19 protein-coding genes are annotated in these 24601 nt (G+C 37.7%); 14 read left to right on the top strand and 5 right to left on the bottom strand.

The genetic code is table 11. The features are described 5' to 3' along the window. Window positions 1–38: 38 nt before the first annotated feature. Window positions 39–713, top strand: a complete 675-nt coding sequence (locus tag IPO27_10840) for a response regulator transcription factor (GenBank protein ID MBK8847006.1) — start codon at window positions 39–41, stop codon at window positions 711–713. Window positions 714–768: 55 nt separating this feature from the next. Here IPO27_10840 and IPO27_10835 read toward each other — a convergent pair whose 3' ends face one another. Both IPO27_10835 and IPO27_10830 read right to left on the bottom strand, forming a co-directional pair. Beyond that, on the bottom strand, window positions 769–1095 hold the full coding sequence (locus IPO27_10835; protein ID MBK8847005.1) for a DUF86 domain-containing protein: 327 nt from the start codon (window positions 1093–1095) through the stop codon (window positions 769–771). Further along, window positions 1088–1378 (bottom strand): nucleotidyltransferase domain-containing protein, encoded by a 291-nt coding sequence (locus IPO27_10830; protein ID MBK8847004.1) that lies wholly within the window; start codon window positions 1376–1378, stop codon window positions 1088–1090. Before IPO27_10830 ends, IPO27_10835 begins: the two co-directional genes overlap by 8 nt. A 353-nt stretch (window positions 1379–1731) precedes the next feature. On the opposite strand from IPO27_10830, the gene IPO27_10825 reads away from it, so the two are divergent. The 10 genes from IPO27_10825 to IPO27_10780 all read left to right on the top strand — a co-directional run bounded on the left by IPO27_10825 (window position 1732) and on the right by IPO27_10780 (window position 13414). Beyond that, window positions 1732–2433 (top strand): hypothetical protein, encoded by a 702-nt coding sequence (locus tag IPO27_10825; GenBank protein MBK8847003.1) that lies wholly within the window; start codon window positions 1732–1734, stop codon window positions 2431–2433. Window positions 2434–2652: 219 nt separating this feature from the next. Beyond that, window positions 2653–5097: a T9SS type A sorting domain-containing protein gene (locus IPO27_10820; protein ID MBK8847002.1), complete on the top strand. Its 2445-nt coding sequence runs from the start codon at window positions 2653–2655 to the stop codon at window positions 5095–5097. 426 nt (window positions 5098–5523) lie between these two features. Next, a complete protein-coding gene (locus IPO27_10815; protein MBK8847001.1) occupies window positions 5524–6468 on the top strand; it encodes a hypothetical protein in 945 nt (314 codons plus the stop codon). A 20-nt stretch (window positions 6469–6488) separates the two neighbouring features. Then, window positions 6489–7304 (top strand): transposase, encoded by an 816-nt coding sequence (locus tag IPO27_10810; GenBank protein ID MBK8847000.1) that lies wholly within the window; start codon window positions 6489–6491, stop codon window positions 7302–7304. Between the two features lie 442 nt (window positions 7305–7746). Continuing rightward, window positions 7747–9126 carry a DNA repair protein RadA gene (gene radA, locus IPO27_10805; protein MBK8846999.1) on the top strand — a complete coding sequence of 460 codons (1380 nt, stop codon included), beginning with the start codon at window positions 7747–7749 and terminating at the stop codon, window positions 9124–9126. Window positions 9127–9138: 12 nt separating this feature from the next. Then, window positions 9139–10341, top strand: a complete 1203-nt coding sequence (locus IPO27_10800) for an RsmD family RNA methyltransferase (protein MBK8846998.1) — start codon at window positions 9139–9141, stop codon at window positions 10339–10341. Window positions 10342–10399: 58 nt separating this feature from the next. Beyond that, window positions 10400–11389 carry a DnaJ domain-containing protein gene (locus IPO27_10795; protein MBK8846997.1) on the top strand — a complete coding sequence of 330 codons (990 nt, stop codon included), beginning with the start codon at window positions 10400–10402 and terminating at the stop codon, window positions 11387–11389. A 4-nt stretch (window positions 11390–11393) separates the two neighbouring features. Continuing rightward, complete coding sequence (locus IPO27_10790) at window positions 11394–11864, top strand: hypothetical protein (GenBank protein ID MBK8846996.1); 471 nt, start codon at window positions 11394–11396, stop codon at window positions 11862–11864. 15 nt (window positions 11865–11879) lie between these two features. Next, window positions 11880–12572, top strand: a complete 693-nt coding sequence (locus IPO27_10785; GenBank protein ID MBK8846995.1) for a rhomboid family intramembrane serine protease — start codon at window positions 11880–11882, stop codon at window positions 12570–12572. 8 nt (window positions 12573–12580) lie between these two features. Then, window positions 12581–13414, top strand: coding sequence for a tetratricopeptide repeat protein (locus IPO27_10780; protein MBK8846994.1), 834 nt, complete (start codon window positions 12581–12583; stop codon window positions 13412–13414). Between the two features lie 301 nt (window positions 13415–13715). On the opposite strand, the gene IPO27_10775 is transcribed toward IPO27_10780, so the two are convergent. Genes IPO27_10775 through IPO27_10765 form a run of 3 tightly spaced genes read right to left on the bottom strand, consistent with a single transcriptional unit; the run spans window position 13716 to window position 17859 of the window. After that, complete coding sequence (locus tag IPO27_10775) at window positions 13716–13976, bottom strand: hypothetical protein (protein ID MBK8846993.1); 261 nt, start codon at window positions 13974–13976, stop codon at window positions 13716–13718. Continuing rightward, the gene (locus IPO27_10770) at window positions 13966–14988 is read right to left on the bottom strand and encodes a hypothetical protein (protein ID MBK8846992.1); all 1023 of its coding nucleotides are present in this window, start codon (window positions 14986–14988) and stop codon (window positions 13966–13968) included. The genes IPO27_10775 and IPO27_10770 overlap by 11 nt, the downstream gene beginning before the upstream one ends. Before the next feature lie 45 nt (window positions 14989–15033). After that, complete coding sequence (locus tag IPO27_10765) at window positions 15034–17859, bottom strand: T9SS type A sorting domain-containing protein (protein ID MBK8846991.1); 2826 nt, start codon at window positions 17857–17859, stop codon at window positions 15034–15036. A gap of 288 nt (window positions 17860–18147) precedes the next feature. Between IPO27_10765 and IPO27_10760 the strand changes: the two genes are divergently transcribed. The 3 genes from IPO27_10760 (at window position 18148) to IPO27_10750 (ending at window position 24417) form a co-directional block, all read left to right on the top strand. Further along, window positions 18148–19986, top strand: a complete 1839-nt coding sequence (locus IPO27_10760) for a tetratricopeptide repeat protein (GenBank protein ID MBK8846990.1) — start codon at window positions 18148–18150, stop codon at window positions 19984–19986. Then, window positions 19983–20729: a response regulator transcription factor gene (locus IPO27_10755; GenBank protein MBK8846989.1), complete on the top strand. Its 747-nt coding sequence runs from the start codon at window positions 19983–19985 to the stop codon at window positions 20727–20729. Before IPO27_10760 ends, IPO27_10755 begins: the two co-directional genes overlap by 4 nt. A 283-nt stretch (window positions 20730–21012) precedes the next feature. After that, a complete protein-coding gene (locus tag IPO27_10750) occupies window positions 21013–24417 on the top strand; it encodes a T9SS type A sorting domain-containing protein (protein MBK8846988.1) in 3405 nt (1134 codons plus the stop codon). The last annotated feature ends 184 nt before the right edge of the window (window positions 24418–24601 follow it).

Here is a 24601-nt window from a genome sequence, read left to right as displayed (position 1 = left end):
TTATTGGTATTGAAAACAATTACACTCACTTTTGCATCATGATAACAGAGGAAAAGAAAATACTTCAGGTAATTATTTTTGATGATAACATTAATGTGCTCGAATCTATTGGTTTGCTATTGTCAACTACTGATAACATGCAACTCGTTGCTGCTTTTGACTCCTGCAAAAATATGCTGGCAGATATTGAAAACATAAACCCTGATATTGTATTAATGGATATTGATATGCCCCTGATTACCGGCATTGATGCTGTAAAATTATTACGTACTAAATATCAGGCATTGCCTGTTTTAATGTTGACAGGTTTTGAAGATGACGATAAAGTTTTTGCTTCGCTGTGTGCAGGAGCCAACGGTTATATTTTAAAGAATGCCAATATGCAATCGCTTATTCAATACATAAATGAATTATATCATGGTGGTGCTCCAATGACACCCGTTATAGCAAGAAAAGTATTAACTCAATTTGCAAAAATTCAACCTGTTAAGCAACCCGATGAAAACTATAACTTGAGCAGTCGCGAGAAGGATGTGCTTCAGCTTTTGGTGAAAGGCAGATCATATAAAATGATTGCAGATGAATTAAACATCAGCTACGAAACCGTGCATTCGCACATTCGAAAAATTTATCAAAAGCTGCAGGTGAATTCTGTGGGTGAAGCGGTATCTAAAACAATTTCGAAAAATATACTGAGGACTTATTTGTTTTAGGACTTGTATAGTGTGCGAGTTATGAAAACTTCCAATAATTATTTATTTTCACTTTTTACTCCTGCATATCATTCAAACAAATGTCATAGATAATTTCCACATCAGTTCTTTCATAATGATGAGAAATAAAATCTCTGAAATTTATAATCGGTTGTGGATCCATTATAATTTTTGTTTCAAAAAAGTCAGGTTGTAATCCATCAATCTTTTTTATATTCTCAGCAATATGCTGCAAGCGCATAGCAATAGAATCCAATGTTTTTAATCCTTCCTTTGTAGACCTGAAATCTGATGGATTAGTAATATCCAACATGCGTTCCTCAATCAGTGAAATGGATTCTAAAATATTATGAAGTCGCTCGTTGATGATGGTATCATGCATACAAAATTTCCTTTTCAATTGAGTTTAAAAAATTCTGACGGAGATGGTTTCCCTTTCTTGTAATATCTACGTTTTTATGCAACCGGTTTTCAAGAAATGATTTCAACCCATACAAATATTTATACTTAGGTTCACGAAGTTCTACCAAAACATCAATATCACTTGCTTCATTGGCTTCGCCACGGGCATAGGAACCAAAAATGCCAATATTCAAAACACCATAATTTTGTTCAAACAATTTCTTATTTGATTTTATAACCTCTAGTATTTCCTGACTTGTCATGATGCAAAAATGCTGAAAATAATTCTGATAATCATTTTTTTAATTTTAAATAAACAATTAACATTAAACATCAGCTACGAAACTGTGCATTCGCACATTCGAAAAATTTATAAAATGCTTAAGGTAAATTCTGTGGGGGAGGCGGTTTCAAAAACGAATACGAAAAAAATTCTGTAAGCCACTTTTCACTATACCTCTTATAGAGATTTAAACTCTATAAGAGGTTAGATAACAATTCACCATAATTGGTGATTGACTTAAAAGCTTGTTTCGCAGATTTTTGCATGGAATATTTTCATCAATGGGATGAAAATAAATGAGCAACATTTTTAATCATTTAAAATCTAATAGCCATGCAAAAAGCAAATTCAATTTACCAGCGGTCGCAAGTTGTCATCGCACAAAAACTCTTATTTACAATTGCAGCACTTATTGTAATGCAATTTTATGCAACAGCACAAACACGTTTTACACGTACAACTTTCAATTCAACTTACGCACCAATTTCATTAGGAGGTGGCGCAACCTCATCAACCGCCACAGGTGATAATGCCAATCAAACCGGCATTCCTATCGGTTTTAGTTTTGGCTATGCTGACAGCACATTCACAAATGTTGGGTTAAGCACAAACGGATTGATATGGTTTGATGCAATTGCACCTGCAGTTACAGTGGGCAATGTTAATATGGTAACCACCAGTGCGCCCAATCAGGCGCTTGCGCCATGGTTTAATAATTTAATTGATGATGCATCATCAGATATTTTATATCAGACAAAAGGTTCACCCGGGAGCAGAACATTTACTGTTCAATACACAAACTATCCAACATTCACCGGCATACCGGGCAGTAACGTAAGAATGAATTGCCAGATAATTCTTTATGAAACTTCTAACATTATAGAATTTCGTTACGGGTCGTTAAATATTATTGGCAGCCAAACAACATCAGGAGGCGCTATGATTGCTATGGAGTGGGGCACCGGTGGGAGCGGTAAATTTATTGATGCTGTAACAGGTTCATCAATTGTAAGTCACCGAATGTTAAGTCCATGAAGCGGATGGCCTTCATATAATTTTCGTTTTACTCCTGGCATACCAACACAAATTGCAGCAGGTACATTTAATGTTGGTGTAGGTAAAACTTATAACAGCATAACACAAGCAGTTGCCGATGTTAATCACAGAGGTATTGCCGGTGCGGTTACATTAAACTTAACCGATGCGAAATATGATACCACTGCAGCAAACGGCAGCAACATTTTTCCGATTTTTGTGGCAACACCTAATGGTGATACTACCAACCGTTTAACCATTTCGAAAACAGGTGCCGCTGCAACATTTGCTTACAGAGGTTCCGACATCAATGCCGGAAGTTTTGGAACAGGTGTGAGCACAACTGCTGTAGGTGATGAAATAGAACCAATTCTCGGTGTATGTGCATCTTATACCACCATCAGCAATATCAATTTATATACGCATGGAACTTCGCCACAAACAGTTGAAATAGGTTTGGCACAATTTGAATTATTTGGCAACAAGGGGGCCCAAAATAATTTTTATGATAAAATATCAATTGACCTTGACAGAACTAAGGGAGATGTTTATGGAATTTATTCTTTCAGCACTACATCGCCCGGAGGTAATCCTGGAACCAACTCCAACAATACCTGGCGGGATATTAATATAAGAGACTGTAATTTTGGATTCGCTTTGGTGGGAGTAAATAATGCTACTGGTCCGGCTGACTTTGGTAATCAGATTATAACCTCCTCCTGCAACACCTTTAATTACATAGGAGACCCGAATGTGCCTGATGATATCATTAGTAGTTCACCTTCTGGAATATTAATTAGCGGGCAGTATAATTTTATCATTCGCAATTGTATCATTCAAAATATAACAGCCACAAGTTGGTATAGCACAAGCGGCATTGGGGTTACCAATTCTCATGGTACAAATGAAATAAGCAACAACATTATTCGTACCATAAGGCGAAGCGCTACAGGGCTTTTTTCGAACCATTGGATTGCGGGTATTAGAATCAATTGGCCCAATCAAACCATGAGCTTTAAAGTTTTTAATAATAGTATCAGTAATCTTTTATCATCTTATACAGGAGTTGCCACTACAACCGCTGCCGTAGTTGGAATTTTTATTGAATCCAATACCGGTACAATAACAACTGAAATATATAACAATAGCGTAAGTTTAAATGGAAGTACCTTCCCTAATGCTAGTTCTGTATGTATTTCAATGAACAGTGTTAGTAAAACATCGCAGATAAGAAATAATGTGTTTGCAAATTTTACAGGACCTCAAAGTGGCGTAGCCCATCACACCTGCTTTTATACGAATGCTGCTTCACAATATGGAAATACCGGTTCGTTATCAGATAATAATAATTTTTATATTGCTGATACAGCCAATGGCTATATAGCAAGGGCCACTTCAACATATTTTAAAACACTAGCTCAATGGCAAGCAGCTATGACTGTGAATCCGGGCACTGATGCTAATTCGCAGGTTGCTAATCCGAATTTTGTAAATAATGCAACTGATTTGCATCCTACTCCTGCTTCCACTTCTTTGGATGGAACTGGAACTACACCTCCGGCATACATCACTACAGATTTAGATTGCAGAACAAGAACAGCACCGCATGACATCGGTTGTTATTGGGCAGGATGCTGGGCTGAAGCGGGAACAGTTTCACCCAATGCAGCAACAGTGTGTGCTCAGCAAACTTATGTAATGTCGGCAACCGGCTATGCATCATATCCCGGTATCACTTATCAATGGCAGCGTGCAACAGTTTCAGGCGGACCTTATAGTAATGTATCGGGTGGAAGCGGTGCTGCTACCACAGCTTATACAACTGGCAAGTTAACCACAGGCACATACTATTATGTATTGAAAGTTACATGCCCAAGCGGATTAATCGATTATTCAAACGAATTGAGCATTACTGTAAATGCATTGCCAACAAACACCATCACACCTGCCGGACCTACCACATTCTGCAGCGGTGGAAGTGTTGTTTTAAATGCAACGGTTGCCGCAAACAGAAGCTATCAATGGCAAAAAGGATCAGCTCCAATTGCTGCAGCTACTTTACCATCCTACACTGCAACTGCAGGAGGAAGCTATAAAGTTATCATTACTAATACCATTACAGGATGTTCCAAGGCAACTTCTACTGCAACCGTTGTAACAGTTAATGCACTTCCCACTGCAACTATTACCCCACTAGGACCTATATCTTTTTGTGCAGGAGATAGCGTGATATTACAGGCAAATGCAGGAACAGGTTTAACTTACAAATGGAAAAAAGGAGCCAACTATATTGCTGGTGCAACGCTTCAAAACTATGCAGCAAAAACAGGGGGCACATACAGGGTTGAAGTAACAAACATTAACGGTTGTACAAAGTCATCGGCAGGGGTTGCAATTACAGTTCCATGTAAAGAAGGAGCCTTTGCATTAACAAATGAGGTGTTTAATTTTTCGGCTTTCCCTAATCCGGCTAACGAAGAATTAAATATTGAAATTGCTTGGGATGAAATTTTTGAAATTGAAATTGTAAACACGCTTGGCGAAACGGTTATCAAAACTCATAATCAAAGCAACATTGACTTATCAGATTTAGCAAGAGGCATTTATTATATAAAAGTATTCAATGAAAATCATAGCGCGATACAAAAGCTGATAAAGGAATAAAGCTACGCCTATTGATGATATACAAAAATAAAGTAGGCTGTCTCAAAAGGGGCAGCCTCTTTTTTTAAAAACCAGGGTTGTTAAACCTCCTTTTCAGAAGCCAATGATGATATGTTATCTGAAGTATCAACTGTGGTAGTTTTTTGCCGAATGGTATTTATACATTAAGGGCAAAAGATTCGAAAAATGTTTTTACGAAAACTGTGTTGTTGGAAAAGTAGTTCTAATAATATTGTGTAGTTAACCCACATTGCAGGCAAATCGCCTCAAAACAGCAAAATACTATTGCCAATTTGGCGAATGGGTGGAGGTAAAAAAAGCAAAGTGTTGCTAATACTACAAAGGAGTTGTCATGTTTTTTAAAAAGTAAAATGTAGTCCCCCTAACTTGTTTTTATAACAAAAAATTTGTACATAGATTTGCCGCGTGTTCCTCAAACCATATAGAAAATCACGTACACTTACTGGCGACCAGCGTTTGTACTTTAAACTGTGCGAGAGTTATCGTACTGCAGATAGTGTTCGCCATCAGGTGATATTAGATTTAGGAATGTTGGAGGCGCTACCTGATGTAGAAGACAAGAAAAAACTTGGCATACGCATTAGCGAATTGGTGCAGGAGAGTCGAACAGGCATGGGCAAATTATTTCCGCCCGAAACGGATGTTATTGAAAAATTAGCGAACGCATTTTTTGACGAGATAAAATTAAAAAAGCGATTGGATGTATCGGCCAACAATAAAATACAAGCCATCGATACTGAGTCCATAGAAAACAAAGATGTAGTAGAAGTAGGAGCGGAATGGCTCTGCTCGCAAGCATTGGACCAGTTAGGGATAGGAAGTTTTTTACAACAAAAGAATTGGAGCGATGAGCATATACGGTTAGCATATACGCACATCATCAGGCGCGCTGTATATCCTGCATCAGAATTTAAAACGGCTAAATGGATAAAACAAAATTCGGGTGTATGCGAAATTACAAATTACCCGTTGCAAAAAATTACCAAGGATAAATTATACTCCATTAGTCATCGGTTGTATGAGCAAAAAGATGAACTCGAAAAATATCTCAGCAGAAAAACAAATGAACTATTTGACCTTGAAGATAAAATATTGTTGTACGACCTCACCAATACATACTTCGAAGGGGCGATGCGCAACAGTAACATTGCCAAATTTGGAAGGAGCAAAGAGAAGCGCAGCGATGCACGATTGATAGTGCTCGCATTGGTTGTAAACACACAAGGCTTTCCAAAATACTCGCACATATTTGAAGGCAACATGAGCGATAGCAAAAGTATCGGTGAGATTATTGAAACCCTATCAGATATATATGCGTATCGTGTAAAACTTACAAACACAATCAGATAGATGATAGTACACCACAAGAAGTGCTCATTGATAGTAACAAAAAATTACTCTCCCTACAAAGCTTAAAGCAAAAAAGCAACACCGACCATGTTGTAAAAGTGTACTCGAGTGCTAAAGAAAAAAAAGAAAAAAGCATGGACGAGAGCTTCTCTAAAAAATTTGAACTCGGCTTGCAAAATATAAAAGATGCACTGTCAAAAAAAAGCGGAGTAAAGCAAAAAGAAAAAGTACACGAACGCATCGGGCGACTCAAACAAAAATATCCTTCCATACACAAGCACTACAACATTGACATTGCATACAAAGGCAACATAGCTATCGATTTAAATTGGACTGTCAACCAACACCCCAACACACACGGCACTTATTTTATACGCACCTCGCTCAATAAAAAAGACAACGCCACACTATGGCAAATCTACAACAGCATTCGCGAAATAGAATCTACCTTCCGTTGCCTTAAAGCAGATATAGACCTGCGCCCTATATATCACAAAACCGATGCAGCATCAATGGCACACATACACCTGGCGCTACTCGCTTACTGGACTGTAAACACTATCCGGCATCAACTAAAAGCAAACAACATAAACACACAATGGTGCGATATTGTACGTACAATGAATACGCAAAAACTAGTAACAACCACAATGCAAAACCAATACAACCAATCCATTGTTATTCGTCAATGTTCAGAACCAAATAAGCAAGTACAACAAATTTACCAGGCCTTAAATTATAAGCAAAGGCCTTTTGCCCGAAAAAAATCTGTAGTCACCCCAGCCCAAATTTTAAGTGCAGCCATCCCAGATTATAAGCCTTCTTTATCGGGGTAGCTGCAATGTGGGTTAAAATTATTTAAAAATACAACATGGTACTTCCGCATTGCCAATGCGGATGAGTGGTGGGTAATAAAAAATTTGGCGTCACAAGCTGCAAGCTTGCGCCAGCGATGGTACATCCGCATTGCAAATGCTGACGAGCGCTTGATTGTTAAATTTAAATTGATGCAACATGATATATTTCACTTGTATTAATATTTGGAATAAACTAATAAAACGAAGGTATAAAGTGATGTCAGTAACCGCGATAGTAGCGGCATCCTTTTATTTTTTTTCGATTTTTTACAAACACAATAGAAAAATAAAAGATATAGCGGATAGCGCGATTACACTGTTATTAGCAAGATACAGACCGCAGTTCATGGTTTTTATTTACCTACCTAAGCAAGTTGAATTAAAATGGAATTGGAGGAATAGGATTATATTTGGCGAGGTTATGAGTAAAGTAAGAACTGTATATTACTGTCAGAATTGCGGGGCGCAATCGGCTAAATGGATAGGCAAATGCGCCTCGTGCGGGGAGTGGAACACCTATGTGGAAGAAATAGTTACCAAGGACAGTAAGGTGCCTGCATGGATTACGGATGGAAGTGGGAAGTCGGGCAGGAAATCGCGACCGATACAGATAGGTGAAATACATAGCAGCACTGAGCACAGGCTTGAATTGCCAGACAAGGAATTGCAACGTGTGCTGGGTGGTGGCATAGTGCCGGGGTCGTTGATATTGTTGGGAGGAGAGCCGGGTATTGGCAAATCGACCATCTTGTTGCAACTGGTGCTTAAAATGGAGGGTTGCAAGTGCCTTTATATTTCGGGCGAAGAGAGTGAGCAGCAGATAAAGATGAGAGCAGAACGCGTGGGTATTCTAAACAAAGCTTGCTTTATACTTAGTGAGACAGGCACAGAGGCGATATTCCAACACATAAATGCATTGCAGCCTGACCTTGTGGTAATAGATTCGATACAGACTTTGTACTCGAATAGCATAGAGTCGGCACCGGGAAGTGTGTCGCAAATAAGGGGATGTGCAGCCGAATTATTGCGCTTTGCCAAGGAGTCGAATACACCGGTTTTTTTGATAGGTCATATTACCAAAGATGGTGTGATAGCAGGCCCGAAAGTGCTGGAGCATATGGTGGATACGGTATTGCAATTTGAAGGCGACCGAAACCACTTGTATCGGATATTAAGAACATTGAAAAACAGATTTGGATCATCATCTGAATTGGGAATTTATGAAATGGTGACTGAAGGATTGCGCGAAGTAAGTAATCCATCGGAAGTATTGTTGTCGAACAGAAAGGAGCCTTACAGTGGAATAGCCATAGCGTGCACGATGGAAGGCATGCGACCTATGTTGATAGAAGTGCAGGCATTGGTGTCGAGTGCAGTGTACGGGACTCCGCAGCGCAGTGCTACAGGCTTTGACTTACGCAGATTGTCTATGCTACTGGCAGTGCTGGAAAAGCGTTGTGGTTTTAAGTTGGGTATGAAGGATGTTTTTTTGAATCTGGCGGGAGGCATTAAAGTTGAAGATCCATCTATTGACCTTGCGGTGATGTGTGCCATACTTAGCAGTAATGATGATATAGCATTGCTGCCCAACACCTGCTATGCTGCCGAGGTAGGCTTGAGTGGCGAGTTGCGACCCATAAGTAAGATAGAGCAACGAATTAAGGAAGCAGAGAAGCTGGGATTCGAAAAATTTTATTTATCAGCATATCATCCTAAGTTAAAAGAGTTGCAGCAAACTACTCCGGTAGAATTAATTGCAACCAAGAGTATGGAAGATGTTTTTAAAATGTTGTTTGGATAAAATGTGATCGGCATGCAGCAGGCACAATTGGATGAGTTGTTACAGAATGCGGAACTAAGGAAGTTTATTGCAAATCATATAGACATAGTTACAAGCGCTTATGCTTTGCAAAATCATAAATATGATTTTGATATTCGCACGGCCTTGCAGCAAATAGATTTGCTGCAGCGCATCAGGAAAAAATTGCCCGAATGGAGTGCGCAACAACCTATACTGACAAGGAAGTTGATAGAGCAATGTACATCGGAAAATGTAGCACGATATAAATCTACACTTTTTAAGGGAGAAAAAATGTTGGACCTAACGGCAGGGTTAGGAATAGATGCATATTATATGGGAAAGAATTTTGACATGGTGACCGTATGTGATGCCGATAGAATGAATGTGACGATATTGAATAGTAATTTTGAATTATTAAAGTTTGGTAAGGAATTAGAAACCTATAATATAAAAGGTGAAGCATATCTAAATGCAGACTCGAAACAATTTGATTTAATATTTGTTGACCCTGACAGGCGCGATGAATATGGCAACCGTAATTTAGGAGTTAGCGATTATTCGCCCAATGTAATAGCTTTATTGCCGGTGCTTAAAGCTAAAGCGAAGCTATGTGCGATAAAATTATCGCCCATGCTGGATGTTACCTGGCTTGAAAATGTCATGCACCCTTCGGTGATTTATTGTATTTCGGAAAAGAATGAGATGAAGGAGATACTAGTTGTAATAGATATTAGTAGCAAAACCAAACTACAGAGAATTGCGGTTGATGTATTAAGCAGAGAAAAAGTATTGAGTTATAGTGGTAGTGAAAAAAGAACGGTAACATATGATACGACTGCGGGTAATGACAACTTTTTTTATGAAGCAGGAAATGCAATAATTAAATCGGGGTTGAGTAAGCAGTATTTTGAATCAAATGGTATGCAGGTGCTGAATAATAATTACACCTTTGGTTTGGCGGAGTATTTGATTCCGGATTTTATAGGACGTACTTTTCGAATGACTAAAAGTGGTGCCTATAACAAGAAGAATTTTAATAAGCTACTAGGTGAGCGGGAAATAACTACTGCGAATATCACAGCACGCAATTTTCCATTGACAGCCGAAGAATTGCGAAAGACACATATGCTAAAAGATGGAGGAGCTATAACTGCATTTTTTACAAGAGACCTGGGTGGTGATTTAAAATATTACTTAACTGAACAATTGAACTAAACAAAGCAATGGAAAATAATTTTCGTTTAAAGTAGTTACTATGTTAAGGTAAAAGAAGATGCCCGATTACTATCAGATATTAGGAGTAAATAGTACAGCCACCACCAGCGATGTCAAGAAGGCATACCGTAAGCTGGCTATGCAGTATCATCCTGACAGAAATCCGGCCAATACGGAAGCTTACAGCAGGTTCCTTTTGATACAAACTGCTTACGAGACGTTGTCAGATCCTGAATTGCGGGCTATGTACGATAGTAACCTGTTACATGGATATTTTTATGACCCTTTATTGCCGGTAACGTATTATTTTGATATAAGCACCGATAAGAATATAATGCGGGCTGATGAAGAGCTCATTGTTACGTTTGAGTATACGGGCGAAGGGCGCGTATTCAGGCGACCCGACTTTAAAGGATTTAAAATAGCAAGCAAGCCGTATGTGAATCACGATTTTATTTTTAAAGATGGAATAGAACAACGCAGAACGCGCTTGTCGTATGTACTTGCGCCTTATGCTAAGGGAATTGTTCATATAGGAAAGGCAAGTATCAAGATTTTTAATAAGGCTTATGAAACCGGGTCGGTATCGGTTATGGTAGAAGAGACGCCTTGTTTTTTTACGCGCACCGCGAAAGCAGATGGCCCACCGGTTTGTGTACCATTGTTGTTTGAAACCGTTGCACATGGCACACTATACAGCAGCACCATTTATAACAGGCACGACATTTATATTCCACGCAGCAAAGCTGCACAGCAATTTCACCGATTGGGGCTTGCCTTGAAACTGCTAATAGGATTAAGTGTGTTGATTATTGGATTGAAGGCCTCTTTCGGATTTTGGTTTTCGCTCTCGGCCGGAATTTGTATAGGCGGACTAAACTGTAATTTGTTGTATTTGCTGGCAGGCATAAAATCGCGTTTTTATGCTTCGCATTATTATCCAATGGTTAGATCGTACTGCGAAGGCGGATACTATCCGGGTAAAAATTATGTAAATTCATATTTTTATAATCGGGCAATCTATTACTTTGTGACATTAATTTTATAACGAGATGTTTCAAATGCGAAAAATGATGATTGCTTTATGGCTGCTGATTGTCAGCAGTAGTTTGCAAGCGCAGGTAAAAGACGAAACCATATTACCAACTACCGAAGAGGAGTATAACTATTGCGCAACCGGATATCGCCTGCAACTCCAAATGGAGTTGCCCATGAAAAGGGGATACAAACTGGAAGACATCACCAACCTAACCGAAGGCGAGCGCACATTCTCATTTAAATCATTATATCGTACTGGCGAAAAGAAGCCCTGTGCCATCTTGGTAATTTATAGTCGCCCGCGTGTAGCGCCTCTTTATTATTGTGTGCCGTCAGAAAATGCGCCCGAACCACTTTGGCGCAATTACTATACAAGTCTTGCCAACGCTACCGAAAACGAAAAGGAATATTTGCGCGTATTTAATTATGCTTTAGGAAGGGCACTTGCCATGGTTGCTTCAAACACTATTCTCGAAACAAAATAATTGCCATTGCCAAAAGTGCAGCAAAACCAAAATATATTTGAACGTCTAGTAACCGGAGTTATTCCTCCGGCTTTTTTTGTAATTATCATGTGGATAGTATATGGGTATCAAAGTCTGCATGGCGATTTGGGAATATATGGCGTGCTTCCACGCCATCTGTCAGGGCTGAAGGGGATTTTATTTTCTCCATTTTTACATGGCGATTTAGATCACCTGTTAAGCAATACTTTTCCCATGTTTGTGCTGGGCACTTGCCTGTTGTGGTTTTACCGAAGCATTTGGTTTCGGGTTTTTGCCACCATCTTTTTTTTTGCAGGCATTGGCTTATGGATGGGAGGCCGCGAAAGTTACCATATTGGTGCCAGTGGATTAGTTTATGGGCTTGCAGCTTTTCTTATTGTTAGCGGAATTATTCGCAAGGAGGCAAAACTGGTAGCTATATCCTTGTTAATGGTGTTTTTGTATGGCGGTTTAATATGGGGAATATTTCCTGTGCTGATACGAGTAAGTTTCGAAGCACATTTATTTGGTATGCTTTCAGGTATTATAGCAGCATATTTGTTCAGACACGATGGGCGCGAGCCTAAGCAACTCTATAAATGGGAGCAGGAAGAGATAAATGAAATGATGGATGAGGAAGCCTTGCGGAACGAAAAAGTAGAAAAAATAATATATCACTATACCCGAAAAAAAGAAAGCGAAAACTAATCATTAACATGCAAAAAAAAATACAACTGATACTGCTACTAGGTGCAGCTGCTTGCCTAACGTATATTATTTACCAACTGCCAATAGCAAATACAGGCAAAGCAAAAACCGATAGCGATAGCACAAAGACAACTAATACGGTTACCGATACACTAAACTGGAGTAAGTATGCAGAGCAGGTAAAAGCCAAATACCTCCCCTTACAAGTTGAAGAAATTGTAAAGCTGGAAAATGAATTTAAAAAAACACCAAGTGTAGCTGCGGCCGATAGCCTTGCCGTACAATGGGATGCTAAGGAACAATTTGGCCTGGCAGCTTGGTATAAAGAGGAAAAGGCGAAGATGGAGCCAAACGAAAAGAATTATATAGATGCAGCCTACCGATACTTTGATGCCTATAAAGTAGCAGAGTCGGAGGCTGAGCGTGCCGCCATGGTGCAGGCATCTATACGTAATTATACAACAGTACTAAAACTAAATCCGGCTAATTTAAATGCGCAGTGCGACCTTGGCATATTATATGCCGAAGGTACCAACGACCCTATGAAAGGTATCATGATGCTGCGTGAAGTGGTAAAAAAAGATTCCTTACATGAGAATGCACAAATGAATCTCGGTTTGCTAAGCATGAAATCAAATCAGTTTGTAAAGGCCATCGATCGCTTTAAAACCGTATTAACTATAAACCCCGGCCGTATAGAAACATATATTTACAATGCTCAGGCCTATTTAGCATTAAATGATACCATGCAGGCAAAGGAGAGTTTCAAATTATTCTTAGCCAATAATAGGAACAAGGAACTTCAACAACAGGTAGAAGGATGGTTGAAGGAGTTGGAGTAACGTAACCAATTGGATGTTTATATAATAATTAGCTGCATAACATAATACTCAGTTACACCACAAGCCCAGGCACAGGTTTCAAATGCATTTGAAACAGCGAACGTAACGGTGCTAATATACGTTTAGTCCTGCTTTGCACTGCAATCTTTTTTAAGGTATTCGATAATTGAAAAAAAGGATTTCCGCTCCAATCAGGGTTAGTGATAAATAGTCATTCCTTCGGTTGAATATTAATCTCAATTAAAATGCACAATTAGATAATATTAGATAAAATCTAAAAGGATATAACGCGTAGCTAAAGCTACGCGGAGATGGCGGATTTAGGGGTGTATTGCATTGAGGCCGAAAGCGTATCACAAGCACTCCCCAACAACGGCCCCAACTCATAATTTGGATTATTAGGCAAACCATAATATGTACGCTTGCCACCGAGGTAAAAACTAAAAGGTTGATAATCGCATTTTGCACCAAGGCTATCAGGCTCATTTATTACACTTAGGTTTTCGTTTATGTAGTTGCGCATACTATCTTGATAAGGGTAACTCCAAGTATTAGGACTCATAAGCACGCGAAAAATAAATTTTATTATCCGGTGCAAGGCGCAGCACTCCAGTACCTATGGGTGTATCAAACGTATCCAATGTATCTACTGTTAAGGTTGGGTTGCTATCCAATAAATTATATTGCAACAAATACCCTTGCGAAAATTGGCTATTAATACCAGTAGTGCTTGCATAAAAAACATTACCACTTTTTGAATATGCTCCTTCCCAAAAATAGCGGCAACAATAAGGTGCAGGTATTTCAGTATACATAGTTCTGTATACTGCAATAAAGCCACTACATCTATCAAAGTTAAGTTCCTCCAAATAACCAGCAATATTTAAATTCATAAATTTACTACCGCTCGGATGCCAAATAATTTTTTGAAAACCAGCATCTGTTGCGTTATAAAAATCTTGGGTAGCTATGTATGTAATACCACCTGTATCAACTTTATGAATGTAAAAGCGGTTATGTTTAGTTAAGCTAACATCGGCATATTTACTTATTATCCACCAATCGCGGCCATTGCCATGTTTTACTGCGCTAATACGATCGCCATTATTTACGGTATCCAATTGTACATTTCTACTTAATACACCACCAATACCATTATTCAAAGAAATATCTATAAGGGTATAATATAAGCCATTTATAAAACCATCCACCCCAACACTGAAAATATAATATTGACTGTAGTTATTAGGGTTTGGTATTAATACTAATTCGTTATACCAAGCAGAACCTGCAATAGAATCACCACCTTGTATTTGTTGGTGATTTCCATTAAAAATTTTAGTGCTATAGCCACCATTTGAAAAAGTTGCTGCATACAAAGCTAAATTGCCAATGCTATCTGAAATTGAAACACAACTACCTCTGCCATCTATTGAAGTCCCAATAGGCATTGGTACATTTACATTACTAAAATCTATACCAGCACTATCGCCAAACACCCACACGCTATTTTTATTTTGGGCAACAACTTTATTGCAAACAAAAAGAGCTATTATTAAATAAATTGTTTTCATAGTAAATAAAATGGGGAGTAACTTTTATATTACTCCCCAAGTGCTTTATTTTTTGGTGATTATTAATTTACTTGAATATACTTGAACTCCATTTTCCATAACTTGCACATAATATAATCCACTACTATAATCATTTAGCTCCACCATGCTTTCGTTTTCTTTTAATGTTTGTTTAATTGTGAGTTTACCATAACAATCAAAAATATTAATCTGAGGATTATTATATCCTTTCAAAACAATTGTAAAGTTTCCATCAGATGGATTAGGATATATTTCAATGTTGTGTTTAACAATTGCTGTGTTATTATTAGGTTTCCATTTCCTCAATTGCGGCATTTGGTCTTCGTGTTCTATATCAAAAATTGCTCGCGAATAATATACTCCTTCGCCACCCAAAAATGGATGCAAGTATGCTATGCTCCTATTATTTTCTATTGTGGTACTATCGGCAATACTATCTTTGGCAACATAATTTGCGTAGTAATTTATTGTCGATTTTAAATTGAAATCAATTGCATTCGGATTTACTAAGGCAGCTAATTTTGTTTGCATTAATGTGTAATCATTATTTGCTAATGCTTTTTTTGCTATTTGTACCTTACCAATATTTTCGTTTTTCAATGAATCAAATTCCGCAATAAACATGGCATCGTTGTTATTTCCTTGATATAATATTCCGCTATCATTTAATGCCGATACAAAATATGCGGTTTTATCTTGATATAAAAATTCAGCATCTATGTTGTTATATATACTTGAATCGCCAACTGCAGCACCATACAATTGTGCACGCAAGGCATCGTCATCGGGGGCAATGTTTGGCGGTACACAATCTGTAATGGTTGCGGTGCAAGATTGTGTTGAAATTAAAAATGGTTTTACCTGACTACTAAGCAACCATTGTTCTGGCGGGTCATTGGTATTGTATGTCCAAACAATTGGTGTGAAAGGTGCTTTGTCACCATCTACCCTAAACCCACTCGTATGTTGTACATTTACCCACTTATTGCCCCAGCTTTTTATTGTACCTGTTAAATCACCTTGGTCCGAAATTTTTGTGTTTCCTCCCACTGGGTCAAGGTACACACTTTGGTAGCAACTTGTCATGGTATTGCATTTCAATTGCCCCATTGTACAATCGCCCCAATATCTAATACCGGTGCCTAATTTTTCGGTTTTGTTTTGTATTAAAATCATTTGTTTGCTATCCATAAGAGATATGCCACGCAGTAGGTCTTGTTCGGCTACGGTCGGTTTATTATCCATCCATATAGCACGATTGCCAAATAGGTTTACATTATCACAATTTAAAAAATTGTATCCATAACACACACCAATAGTATGCAAGTCGGCTTGGGGTATGCTATTGTAATATTCGTTACTAAAAATATTGGGGTCAGCATTTAGCTCGCCTATATTCACTTCCCCCAATGTGGCACCCTTTATATTAATACAATAAATCCCTTCGCGCGTATTGTTCATTTTATTACCTCTTATAGTTGCTTTAGCATTGCCTTTCACTTGCAATAGCGATATGGCTCTATTACCAAAATTAATAGCATTGTAAGCTTTTGGAGTAGTAGTATTTGTCATGTTAAACAAATTATCATTTATTTGATAAATAGCATCATTAATACGGCTAATAAAAATTCCATCGTAGCAATTATCAAATCTATTTGCATTAATGTTTACATTGGCAATCTGGTGGTTATACATAAATACCCCGCTTTTACATAAATCAAAATGATTATTTTCAATGGTTGTTTCATGGAATCCTTTTACGGTTACGCCATTGGTAATATTAATAAAAGAGCAAGCATCCGGAGTGCCATTTTGGTCAACAGTGATGGACTTTTGTGCAGCGGAAGTATTATATGCATAAATACCATCGCCATATTTAATTATCAAATTAGGTTGTTCAAAATTGTAGTAACCAATATCTCTGAACTCAGAATTAAATACTGTTAAATCACTATTTTTAGAATAAATTCCCATCCAAGCATGTTTATAGATATTTTTTTTGTTGGGTACCCATGAGCCTATGTTTGCATTAGTCACATTGTCAAGATAAATATGATAAAAAGGCAATTGCTCGCTAAAGGAGGGAGCATTATCATAATCGAAGGTACAATTGCTTAATGTGCAGGTTGATAAGTCGGTGTTACTCGCAGAAAGGCTTAATGCATTGTTATTAAAAATAGTTCCTGTAATAGTAAATTTACCATTATTGGTTACACTTATGGCTGCTGTAGCACCTTCTATAGCACAATCAATTATGGTAACCATACCTCCGGTATTAATAATGCCTTGATACATTTCTTCGCACCCATGTAGTGTACAATTATTTAAAAGCAGTGTACATAAGGGTGGCACAGTTATATTGGATGTAGGATTTAGGAAATATAGGTCAAGGTTATTTAGCGTTAAGGTACTACTGGCCATAACGGTAATATTATCTACATCCCATCTTTTTGGAGTACTTACTATACCTGAGGTAGTGGTAAGTAATGCGCATTGTTGCATAGTAAGTGTGTTGGTTTTGGTGCAGCCATTTACATCTGTAACGGTAACGGTATATGTTGCTACCGGCAAGTTGCTTAATATGGGCGATGTTTGGTTAGGTGCCGAAGCAGCATTGGAGTTGCTCCATCGGTATTGGTAGGTGGGTGTTCCTCCTGTTACGGTACATGATATTTCGCCATTGGCGGTGCCACTGCATGTAGCTTTTTTAAATCCTAAAGCTAAATTGCTGGGGCCTGTATGGCTTACAAGTGTAACCGATGCCGTGCTTGTTGCAGAGCATGTTCCTGTTTGTGTAACGGCATTACAAATGTTTAAGAATAAGATTGATGCGATGATTAGTTTTTTCATGTTTGATTAAAATAAATTTTAGAATTATTTATAGCGCGAAATTAAAATATTTGTTGAAATATTTCTTTGCTTCTTTCCTGTTTGACTTTTTCAATGCTGGTTTCAATTTATAGGTTCTGAGTATTTGTAAACGCCAATGCGAAAAGATTGGCAAAGGAAATTGTTGAAAGCTTCCTTATAAAGCATGGTGGCGATTAACCTTTTTTATTAAATTTGTATAGCCAAATTAATCTTTGACAATAGAATAACCATCTATCTTTTTTAAATGATATTGTGAAAATGCTAAAAATGAAAAATAAATATTTACTGTGCTTTTTGATTTTATTCTTTTTTAGTTCCATATCTTTTTCACAAACAAATAAAGATTCATTGCTTGCATTGCTGCCATCTACAAACATTGATTCGCAGCGGGTTGTGTTGATTAATACTTTGATTGATTTAATTGAAGAGGATACTATATGGCAACCGCTTAACGATGAAATGGGAATGATAGCACAACGGATGATGAAACAAAACAATGGCGCGATAAATCGCATTGGCACCATTCATTATGCAGCATATTGTAACAATATAGGTTTTGTGCACCAGCAAAATGGCGACATGCCACAGGCATTAAATTTCTACCTCGAAGGATTGAAATATTACGAGGCGAGCAACGATAAATATGGCATTGCAAATACACTCGGAAATATAGGAACAGTATATGACGAACAGGGAGATTGGCAACAGGCTCTTGTAAATATTAAACAATGTCTTTCGATAATGACAGAATTAAAAGACAAAACAGGAATGGCGGTTGCATTGAATAACCTTGGTACTATTTACAACAATCATGGCCTTCATAAGGAAGCATTAAATTATTTGGAACAAAGTTTAGCATTGCACAAGCAAACCGAAGACATCGAAAATCAGGGCCTTGTGCTAAGCAACATTGGTGGTGTGTACGATAAGTTGAATGATAATGAAAAAGCCATTGAATATTATAGAGCCAGTTACGATATACAAAAAAGTATTGGAGATGATATAGGTTTATGTTTATCGAAAATAAATTTTGGTAACATACAGATGAAGCAGAAAAAGTGGAGCGAGGCGGAAAAAAATTTTACCGATGCATGGCAGCAATCGGTTGCTTTGAAATATACTTCGGGCATGTTGGGTGCCACCGATTGGCTAAGCAGATTATACTCGGCAACAGGACGTTTCGAAAAAGCTTTTCATATGCAGGTATTGTTTAAAAATCTTACCGATAGCATTCGCAACGATGACACCCGCAATCAATTGATGAAGAAGCAACTGCAATATGATTTCGAAAAGCGCGAAGCCATTTTAAAGTTACAACAACAACAAAAGAATGAACTTGCAAACAAGGAATTGCAAAAGCAAAAAACATTGCGCAATACAATTATATATTCGGCCATCCTTATTTTCTCGTTTGCAGTATTTGCATTTATTTTTTACAGGCGCAAACGCGAAGCACAAATGAAACATCAATTGGCTGACCTGAATATGCGTGCTATCAATGCGCAGATGAATCCACATTTTATTTTCAACTGCATGCAATCGATACAAACGTTAATTGCAAAAAAGGATTTGCAAAATGCCAGTGTAACCTTATTGCGCTTTGCCAAACTAATACGAAAGGTACTTGACCACAGCATGAGTAAGCAAGTAACACTCGAAGATGAACTGGAAACCTTAAATGATTATGTTGCACTGGAAAAAAACAGGCTCCAAGGCACCTTGATTTTTAATGTAACGGTCGACCATGAAATTGATACAACAGAAACATTTCTTCCACCTTTATTGTTGCAGCCCATAGTCGAGAATGCAATTGTTCATGGCATAAAATCGCAAGGTGGTTCGGGAACAATTGCAATACATATTTCGCGCATGTTGAATAAAATACGTATCGAAATAACTGATGATGGTGGTGGTCGCAAAACTCAGGAAAATATATCGGCACGAAAGTCCTATGGTATAGCCCTCACGAAAGAACGGCTTGATTGTATGCAGGCACTAAGTAATTCGAAATCGGATTATACAGCCGAAAATATTGTTGATGTTAATGGAAATGTGACAGGCACCAAAGTTACATTGTTGCTTCCTTTTACTAATTTAGCTGCATGATAAAATGTATTGTGATAGATGACGAAAAACAACACCGCGATTTCTTGCGAGATGCCATTGCAGTAAATTTGCCAGGTGTAGAAATTATTGGCGAATCAGCATCCGTAGTTGAAGGTATTAAACTGGTGGATAGTTCGGATTTTGATATATTGTTTTTAGATGTACAAATGCCACCACACACAGGCTTCGATTTGTTGAAAGCTGTAGTAAACAGAAATTACGAAGTAGTGTTTACAACCTCTTTCGATTCTTATGCCATAGATGCTATACGTTTTTCGGCTTTCGATTTTTTATTGAAACCTTATGGCCATGATGACTTATGCGATGTGATAGAACGGTATCGGCAAAAAAATTTACAAAACCAATCCACAAAGCAAATCGAAAATTTATTGCACAATATAAATGAGGGCACAACGAAAAAAAAAATTGGCCTTAGTGATAAAAGTGGAATAGAATTTTTTGAAATTGATGCAATAGTTTACTGTAAATCGGAAAACGTTTACACTACTTTTTACTTCGATAATAAAACTGAAATTGTTACATCAAAGTCCATAAAGGATTATGAAAAGGAGTTAAGCAATTATGCATTTTTTCGTATTCACAATAGTTACCTGATAAACTTACACAAAGTAAAAAAATATATTCGTGGCGAAGGCGGGCAAGTGATAATGTCGAATGGTGCCACACTTGATGTATCGCGAACACGTAAGGATTTATTTTTACAAAAGCTTGGTGAGGTCTGATTTTATTAGCTTGCCTTAATAATAGTATTACATTTTATTCTGCATAATCCAAAGCTTTCCCTTTGAATTTAGTACATGCATATTTTATTTTTTATTAGCATATAAATGCTGCGAAGCCAGTATTACTTTGCCTTTGGTTTTTATCATCAACCTCAAACCCTTCAAATTCAAACTTAGAACCGTCAAATTCAAAAAACCCCTTTCCAAGGGTTATATCACACTGTATGTTTGATTCAAATATCAATAAAAAGTACTAAACGTAAATTTTAAAATCAAACAAAAGATGAAAAATTCTACACACATTGTTTCACAACAATCGCTGGTTAAAGCAAGCATCACCAGTGTTACCGAACAAGGCTTCTACAATTTATTTCATTTTTTAAGCCATTTACGTAAACAACATTTAGTTCACGTTTTCAAAAAAATCGCAATTGTATTTGTTTTGTTTTTTACCACACTACATTGCGCAAAAGCCGATGACGACAAAATTATCAAAGGAGGGAAGTTGCTCGTTGATTCGGGTCCTTTGGCAAAAGTAAAACTGCAAACCGTAAATATGGTAGGTGAAGACCTTTGCGATTTTTGGTTATTGTGGACCGGTGCTGTGAAGGCAAAATCGGTAACAGTAAATGGCGTAGCTGTTGCTTTGACAGCAAAAGCAAATGGCAAACAACATGTAGTATTTAACCCTTGCGTAAACAATACAAAACAAATTACCATTCAAGCAGAGTTTGAAGGAAATATATCATTGCTTTATTTAATTCCTACGGATAGCATGCATTCCGATTTGGTGGTGAATGATGCAGTAAATCCCAATGCAACAACAGTAAATAAAAAAATAGAAAAAACCACAGTGCCTGGTGGCTCACAGTCACCAACTTTTGCTTCCAGTAAATTCCCTTCACTCGGCTATACCAATCTTACAGGCACCGACATTTGCGATTTGCGAATAGAGAGTCCTCAAAAAATCGACTCTGTGTTTGTAAATAATAAAAAAGTAGATAGTATAAAAGTTGGTAGCACTAAAGTTCCCAACGGTACTTCGGCAAATTCAAAGGTAGTGCATGTATATTTCAAGTGCATAAAGGACGGTGATAGTTTCAAAGTTTCAGTAGCAGCACAAAGCGAAATAACAACCTACAAAATAACACCTACAGATAGCCTTAACGCAGATGTTATGGCAAACAGGAGTCTGCCGAATAACGGTGCAGTAGAACAGGGAAAGCGGGCTCGCAAAACAAATACTACCGGAGGGCAACAATCGCCTACTTTTGAACCAAGTAGTTTTCCACGTTTGTCCAATAGTAATGCAACAGGCACAGATGTATGCGATATGCGCATTAAAGCGCCAACAGGAGTAACAATAGATGAAGTTTGGGTAAATGATAAGAAAGTGGACAGCATATATGGAACCGATGGCAAAAAAATTACAGCACGCCCAACTCAAAAAAATGAGGTGCATGTATTTTTTCCGTGTATTGCCGATGGAGCACCCTATTCCATTTCTGTAAAATTTAATAAAGCTTGTACTACGTATGTATACACTCCTACCGATAGCCTGAATGCCGACATTAGTTGTGGCATACAAAATATTAATCCGGGAAATAAAGCAACCCGTCAGATAAAGTTTAGCGGTTCTACTCCGGGCAGTACATTCAGCAGCAGCAAATCGTCAACTGTTTTAAAAAATGACACAAGAGATACTATTTGTGATTTGGAAATCATTGCGAAAGAAAGTATTGATTCGGTTTTAGTGAACGGTGTAAAATGGGATACAAAACCTCCCGGCAAAAAGAACGATACTGTACATGTATACGCACCCAATGGTGGAGGTATTTTACCCGGCAATAAAATGGTGGTTACAGTTTATTGCAGTAAAAAGATAGATGGTTATACTATAGAAATTACTGACGATTCAGATGATACTATTTATCAGTTGGCATGCACAGGTGGTACTATGAAATTTTATTTAAATAATGATAACAGTGCTTTTGGTTTGACCAGCCGTAGTGGAAGTTTGGTTGCCATTAACGAGTCGTGCTCACCTATTTCTCAGTTAGTATTTAATTCGCCCCACCCTGGAATTATTGTAGATGCGGCATCGAGCAAATTGCCATCCTATTTTGATTTCCCAACGGGCACGTTAAATTTCTATTCTCCAATTTTACCGGGAGCACCTGTACAGTTTAGTTTTCATATCAATGCATTATTGCCATACAATTCTACCGATACATTTCCTTATACTACAGTGAATGTTTCTGTACCCGGCACTACTATTTCTTACGATGGTACTGCAACCATTACTCCCGCAAGTTCGCTTACTGAATTCAATGGTAGTATAGATTTTACTTTAACAGGCGACATGCTTCTTCCATCGTTCTTATGGTCGAATGGAAGTACTACCGAAGATATATCTAATCTTTCTTCCGGAACGTATACAGTTATAGTATCGGATTCACCTGGATGCATGACGAAAGTATTTGAAGTGCCTGTGAGCCCATCGGTTGCAATTCCAAATCCCGAACTGACATTAGTATCGGCCGGACCTTGGTGCAGTGGAAGTCTCAATGGGTTCGCTATGGTAATGGACAATGTAAAAGACAATATGCTACCATTAAATTACATATGGAGCAACGGTGCTACTACTGCTATTATCAATAATCTTTCTGCCGGCAACCTTACGGTAAATGTAACCAATGCAAGTGGTTTTTCATGGACTGGAACTGTCAATTTAACTGAGCCTTCTCTGTTATCAGTAACAGCCAATGTTAAAAAATTAAATTGCAATAATGATTTTAGCGGCAGCATTACGCTTATTCCATCGGGTGGAACATTTCCTTACCTCTACAAATGGAATAATGGCAATACTAATCAAGCAAGAACTGGTCTAAAAGCTGGTACGTATACTGCTACAGTTAGCGATGCTAATGGATGCAGCGTAGTTAGCAGTTATCAGGTAAAACAACCTCTTCCACTGCAAATAGTTCCAACATTGACAAGTGTAACTTGCTTTGGAGGTAGTAACGGTAGTGCATCAATAGTTGGAACAGGAGGAACAAAACCATATACATTTTTATGGACCAATGGCATGACAACGGCAGCAGTAACAAACCTCACAGCAGGAACTTATAATGTAGTTGTAACAGATGCTAAGGGATGTTTGGCCAATAGTACAATCAACATTAGCAGTCCGCCACCAATGCAGATTAATGTGCAGCCAATGCCTCCAAGTCAGGCATTTGCAAATGTGCTTGGTGGTTTGCCTCCTTATCAAATATTCTGGAATACAATGCCACCACAAACCGGACCTTTGGCTACAGGTTTGTTCCCCGGGCAAATTTTACAGTTACAGGTAATGGATAATTCAGGTTGCATGCAAATGCAGACATTCATAATGCCGCAGATGAAGTTGGGTAATACAGACTTTTCATCAACCGAAATAGGTTTGACCTTATATCCAAATCCGGCCAAGAATTTTGTTATACTACATATCGATGGTTTTGCAAATGAAAGTGTTCATATTAATTTGTTTGATGCATTGGGCAATAAAGTGCTTAGTCAGAAAAATTTACTTAATAATGGCACTGATATTGTACTAAATGTAATGCACCTTTCAAACGGTATTTATACATTAGAATTACAGTTGCAAGGGCAAACACACAGAATGAAATTAAGTGTACATAATTAAGGGGATTGTGTCACACTAAATACGGAATCGATGATGCCGGAACATCCCGCGGGAATTTAATCTCGCGGGATTGTTTTTTACTTCGAAATAATATTTGATTTATTTTTAAAATTCATCACCACAATCAAAAAAATTTTTATATTTGAGATGCCATTTGAATTATTAATCTCCATAAAAAATAACA

The organism is Bacteroidota bacterium (assembly GCA_016714535.1).
Classification (GTDB): Bacteria; Bacteroidota; Bacteroidia; order AKYH767-A; family OLB10; genus JADKFV01.
This window is presented reverse-complemented; position numbering and strand designations above follow the sequence as displayed.

Excerpts from the sequence above, each read along its gene's own strand:
- IPO27_10840 (MBK8847006.1), top strand. The coding sequence starts at position 39 with ATGATAACAGAGGAAAAGAAAATACTTCAGGTAATTATTTTTGATGAT.
- IPO27_10835 (MBK8847005.1), bottom strand. The coding sequence starts at position 1,095 with ATGCATGATACCATCATCAACGAGCGACTTCATAATATTTTAGAATCC.
- IPO27_10830 (MBK8847004.1), bottom strand. The coding sequence starts at position 1,378 with ATGACAAGTCAGGAAATACTAGAGGTTATAAAATCAAATAAGAAATTG.
- IPO27_10825 (MBK8847003.1), top strand. The coding sequence starts at position 1,732 with ATGCAAAAAGCAAATTCAATTTACCAGCGGTCGCAAGTTGTCATCGCA.
- radA (MBK8846999.1), top strand. The coding sequence starts at position 7,747 with ATGAGTAAAGTAAGAACTGTATATTACTGTCAGAATTGCGGGGCGCAA.
- IPO27_10800 (MBK8846998.1), top strand. The coding sequence starts at position 9,139 with ATGCAGCAGGCACAATTGGATGAGTTGTTACAGAATGCGGAACTAAGG.
- IPO27_10795 (MBK8846997.1), top strand. The coding sequence starts at position 10,400 with ATGCCCGATTACTATCAGATATTAGGAGTAAATAGTACAGCCACCACC.
- IPO27_10790 (MBK8846996.1), top strand. The coding sequence starts at position 11,394 with ATGTTTCAAATGCGAAAAATGATGATTGCTTTATGGCTGCTGATTGTC.
- IPO27_10780 (MBK8846994.1), top strand. The coding sequence starts at position 12,581 with ATGCAAAAAAAAATACAACTGATACTGCTACTAGGTGCAGCTGCTTGC.
- IPO27_10775 (MBK8846993.1), bottom strand. The coding sequence starts at position 13,976 with ATGAGTCCTAATACTTGGAGTTACCCTTATCAAGATAGTATGCGCAAC.
- IPO27_10770 (MBK8846992.1), bottom strand. The coding sequence starts at position 14,988 with ATGAAAACAATTTATTTAATAATAGCTCTTTTTGTTTGCAATAAAGTT.
- IPO27_10765 (MBK8846991.1), bottom strand. The coding sequence starts at position 17,859 with ATGAAAAAACTAATCATCGCATCAATCTTATTCTTAAACATTTGTAAT.
- IPO27_10760 (MBK8846990.1), top strand. The coding sequence starts at position 18,148 with ATGAAAAATAAATATTTACTGTGCTTTTTGATTTTATTCTTTTTTAGT.
- IPO27_10755 (MBK8846989.1), top strand. The coding sequence starts at position 19,983 with ATGATAAAATGTATTGTGATAGATGACGAAAAACAACACCGCGATTTC.
- IPO27_10750 (MBK8846988.1), top strand. The coding sequence starts at position 21,013 with ATGAAAAATTCTACACACATTGTTTCACAACAATCGCTGGTTAAAGCA.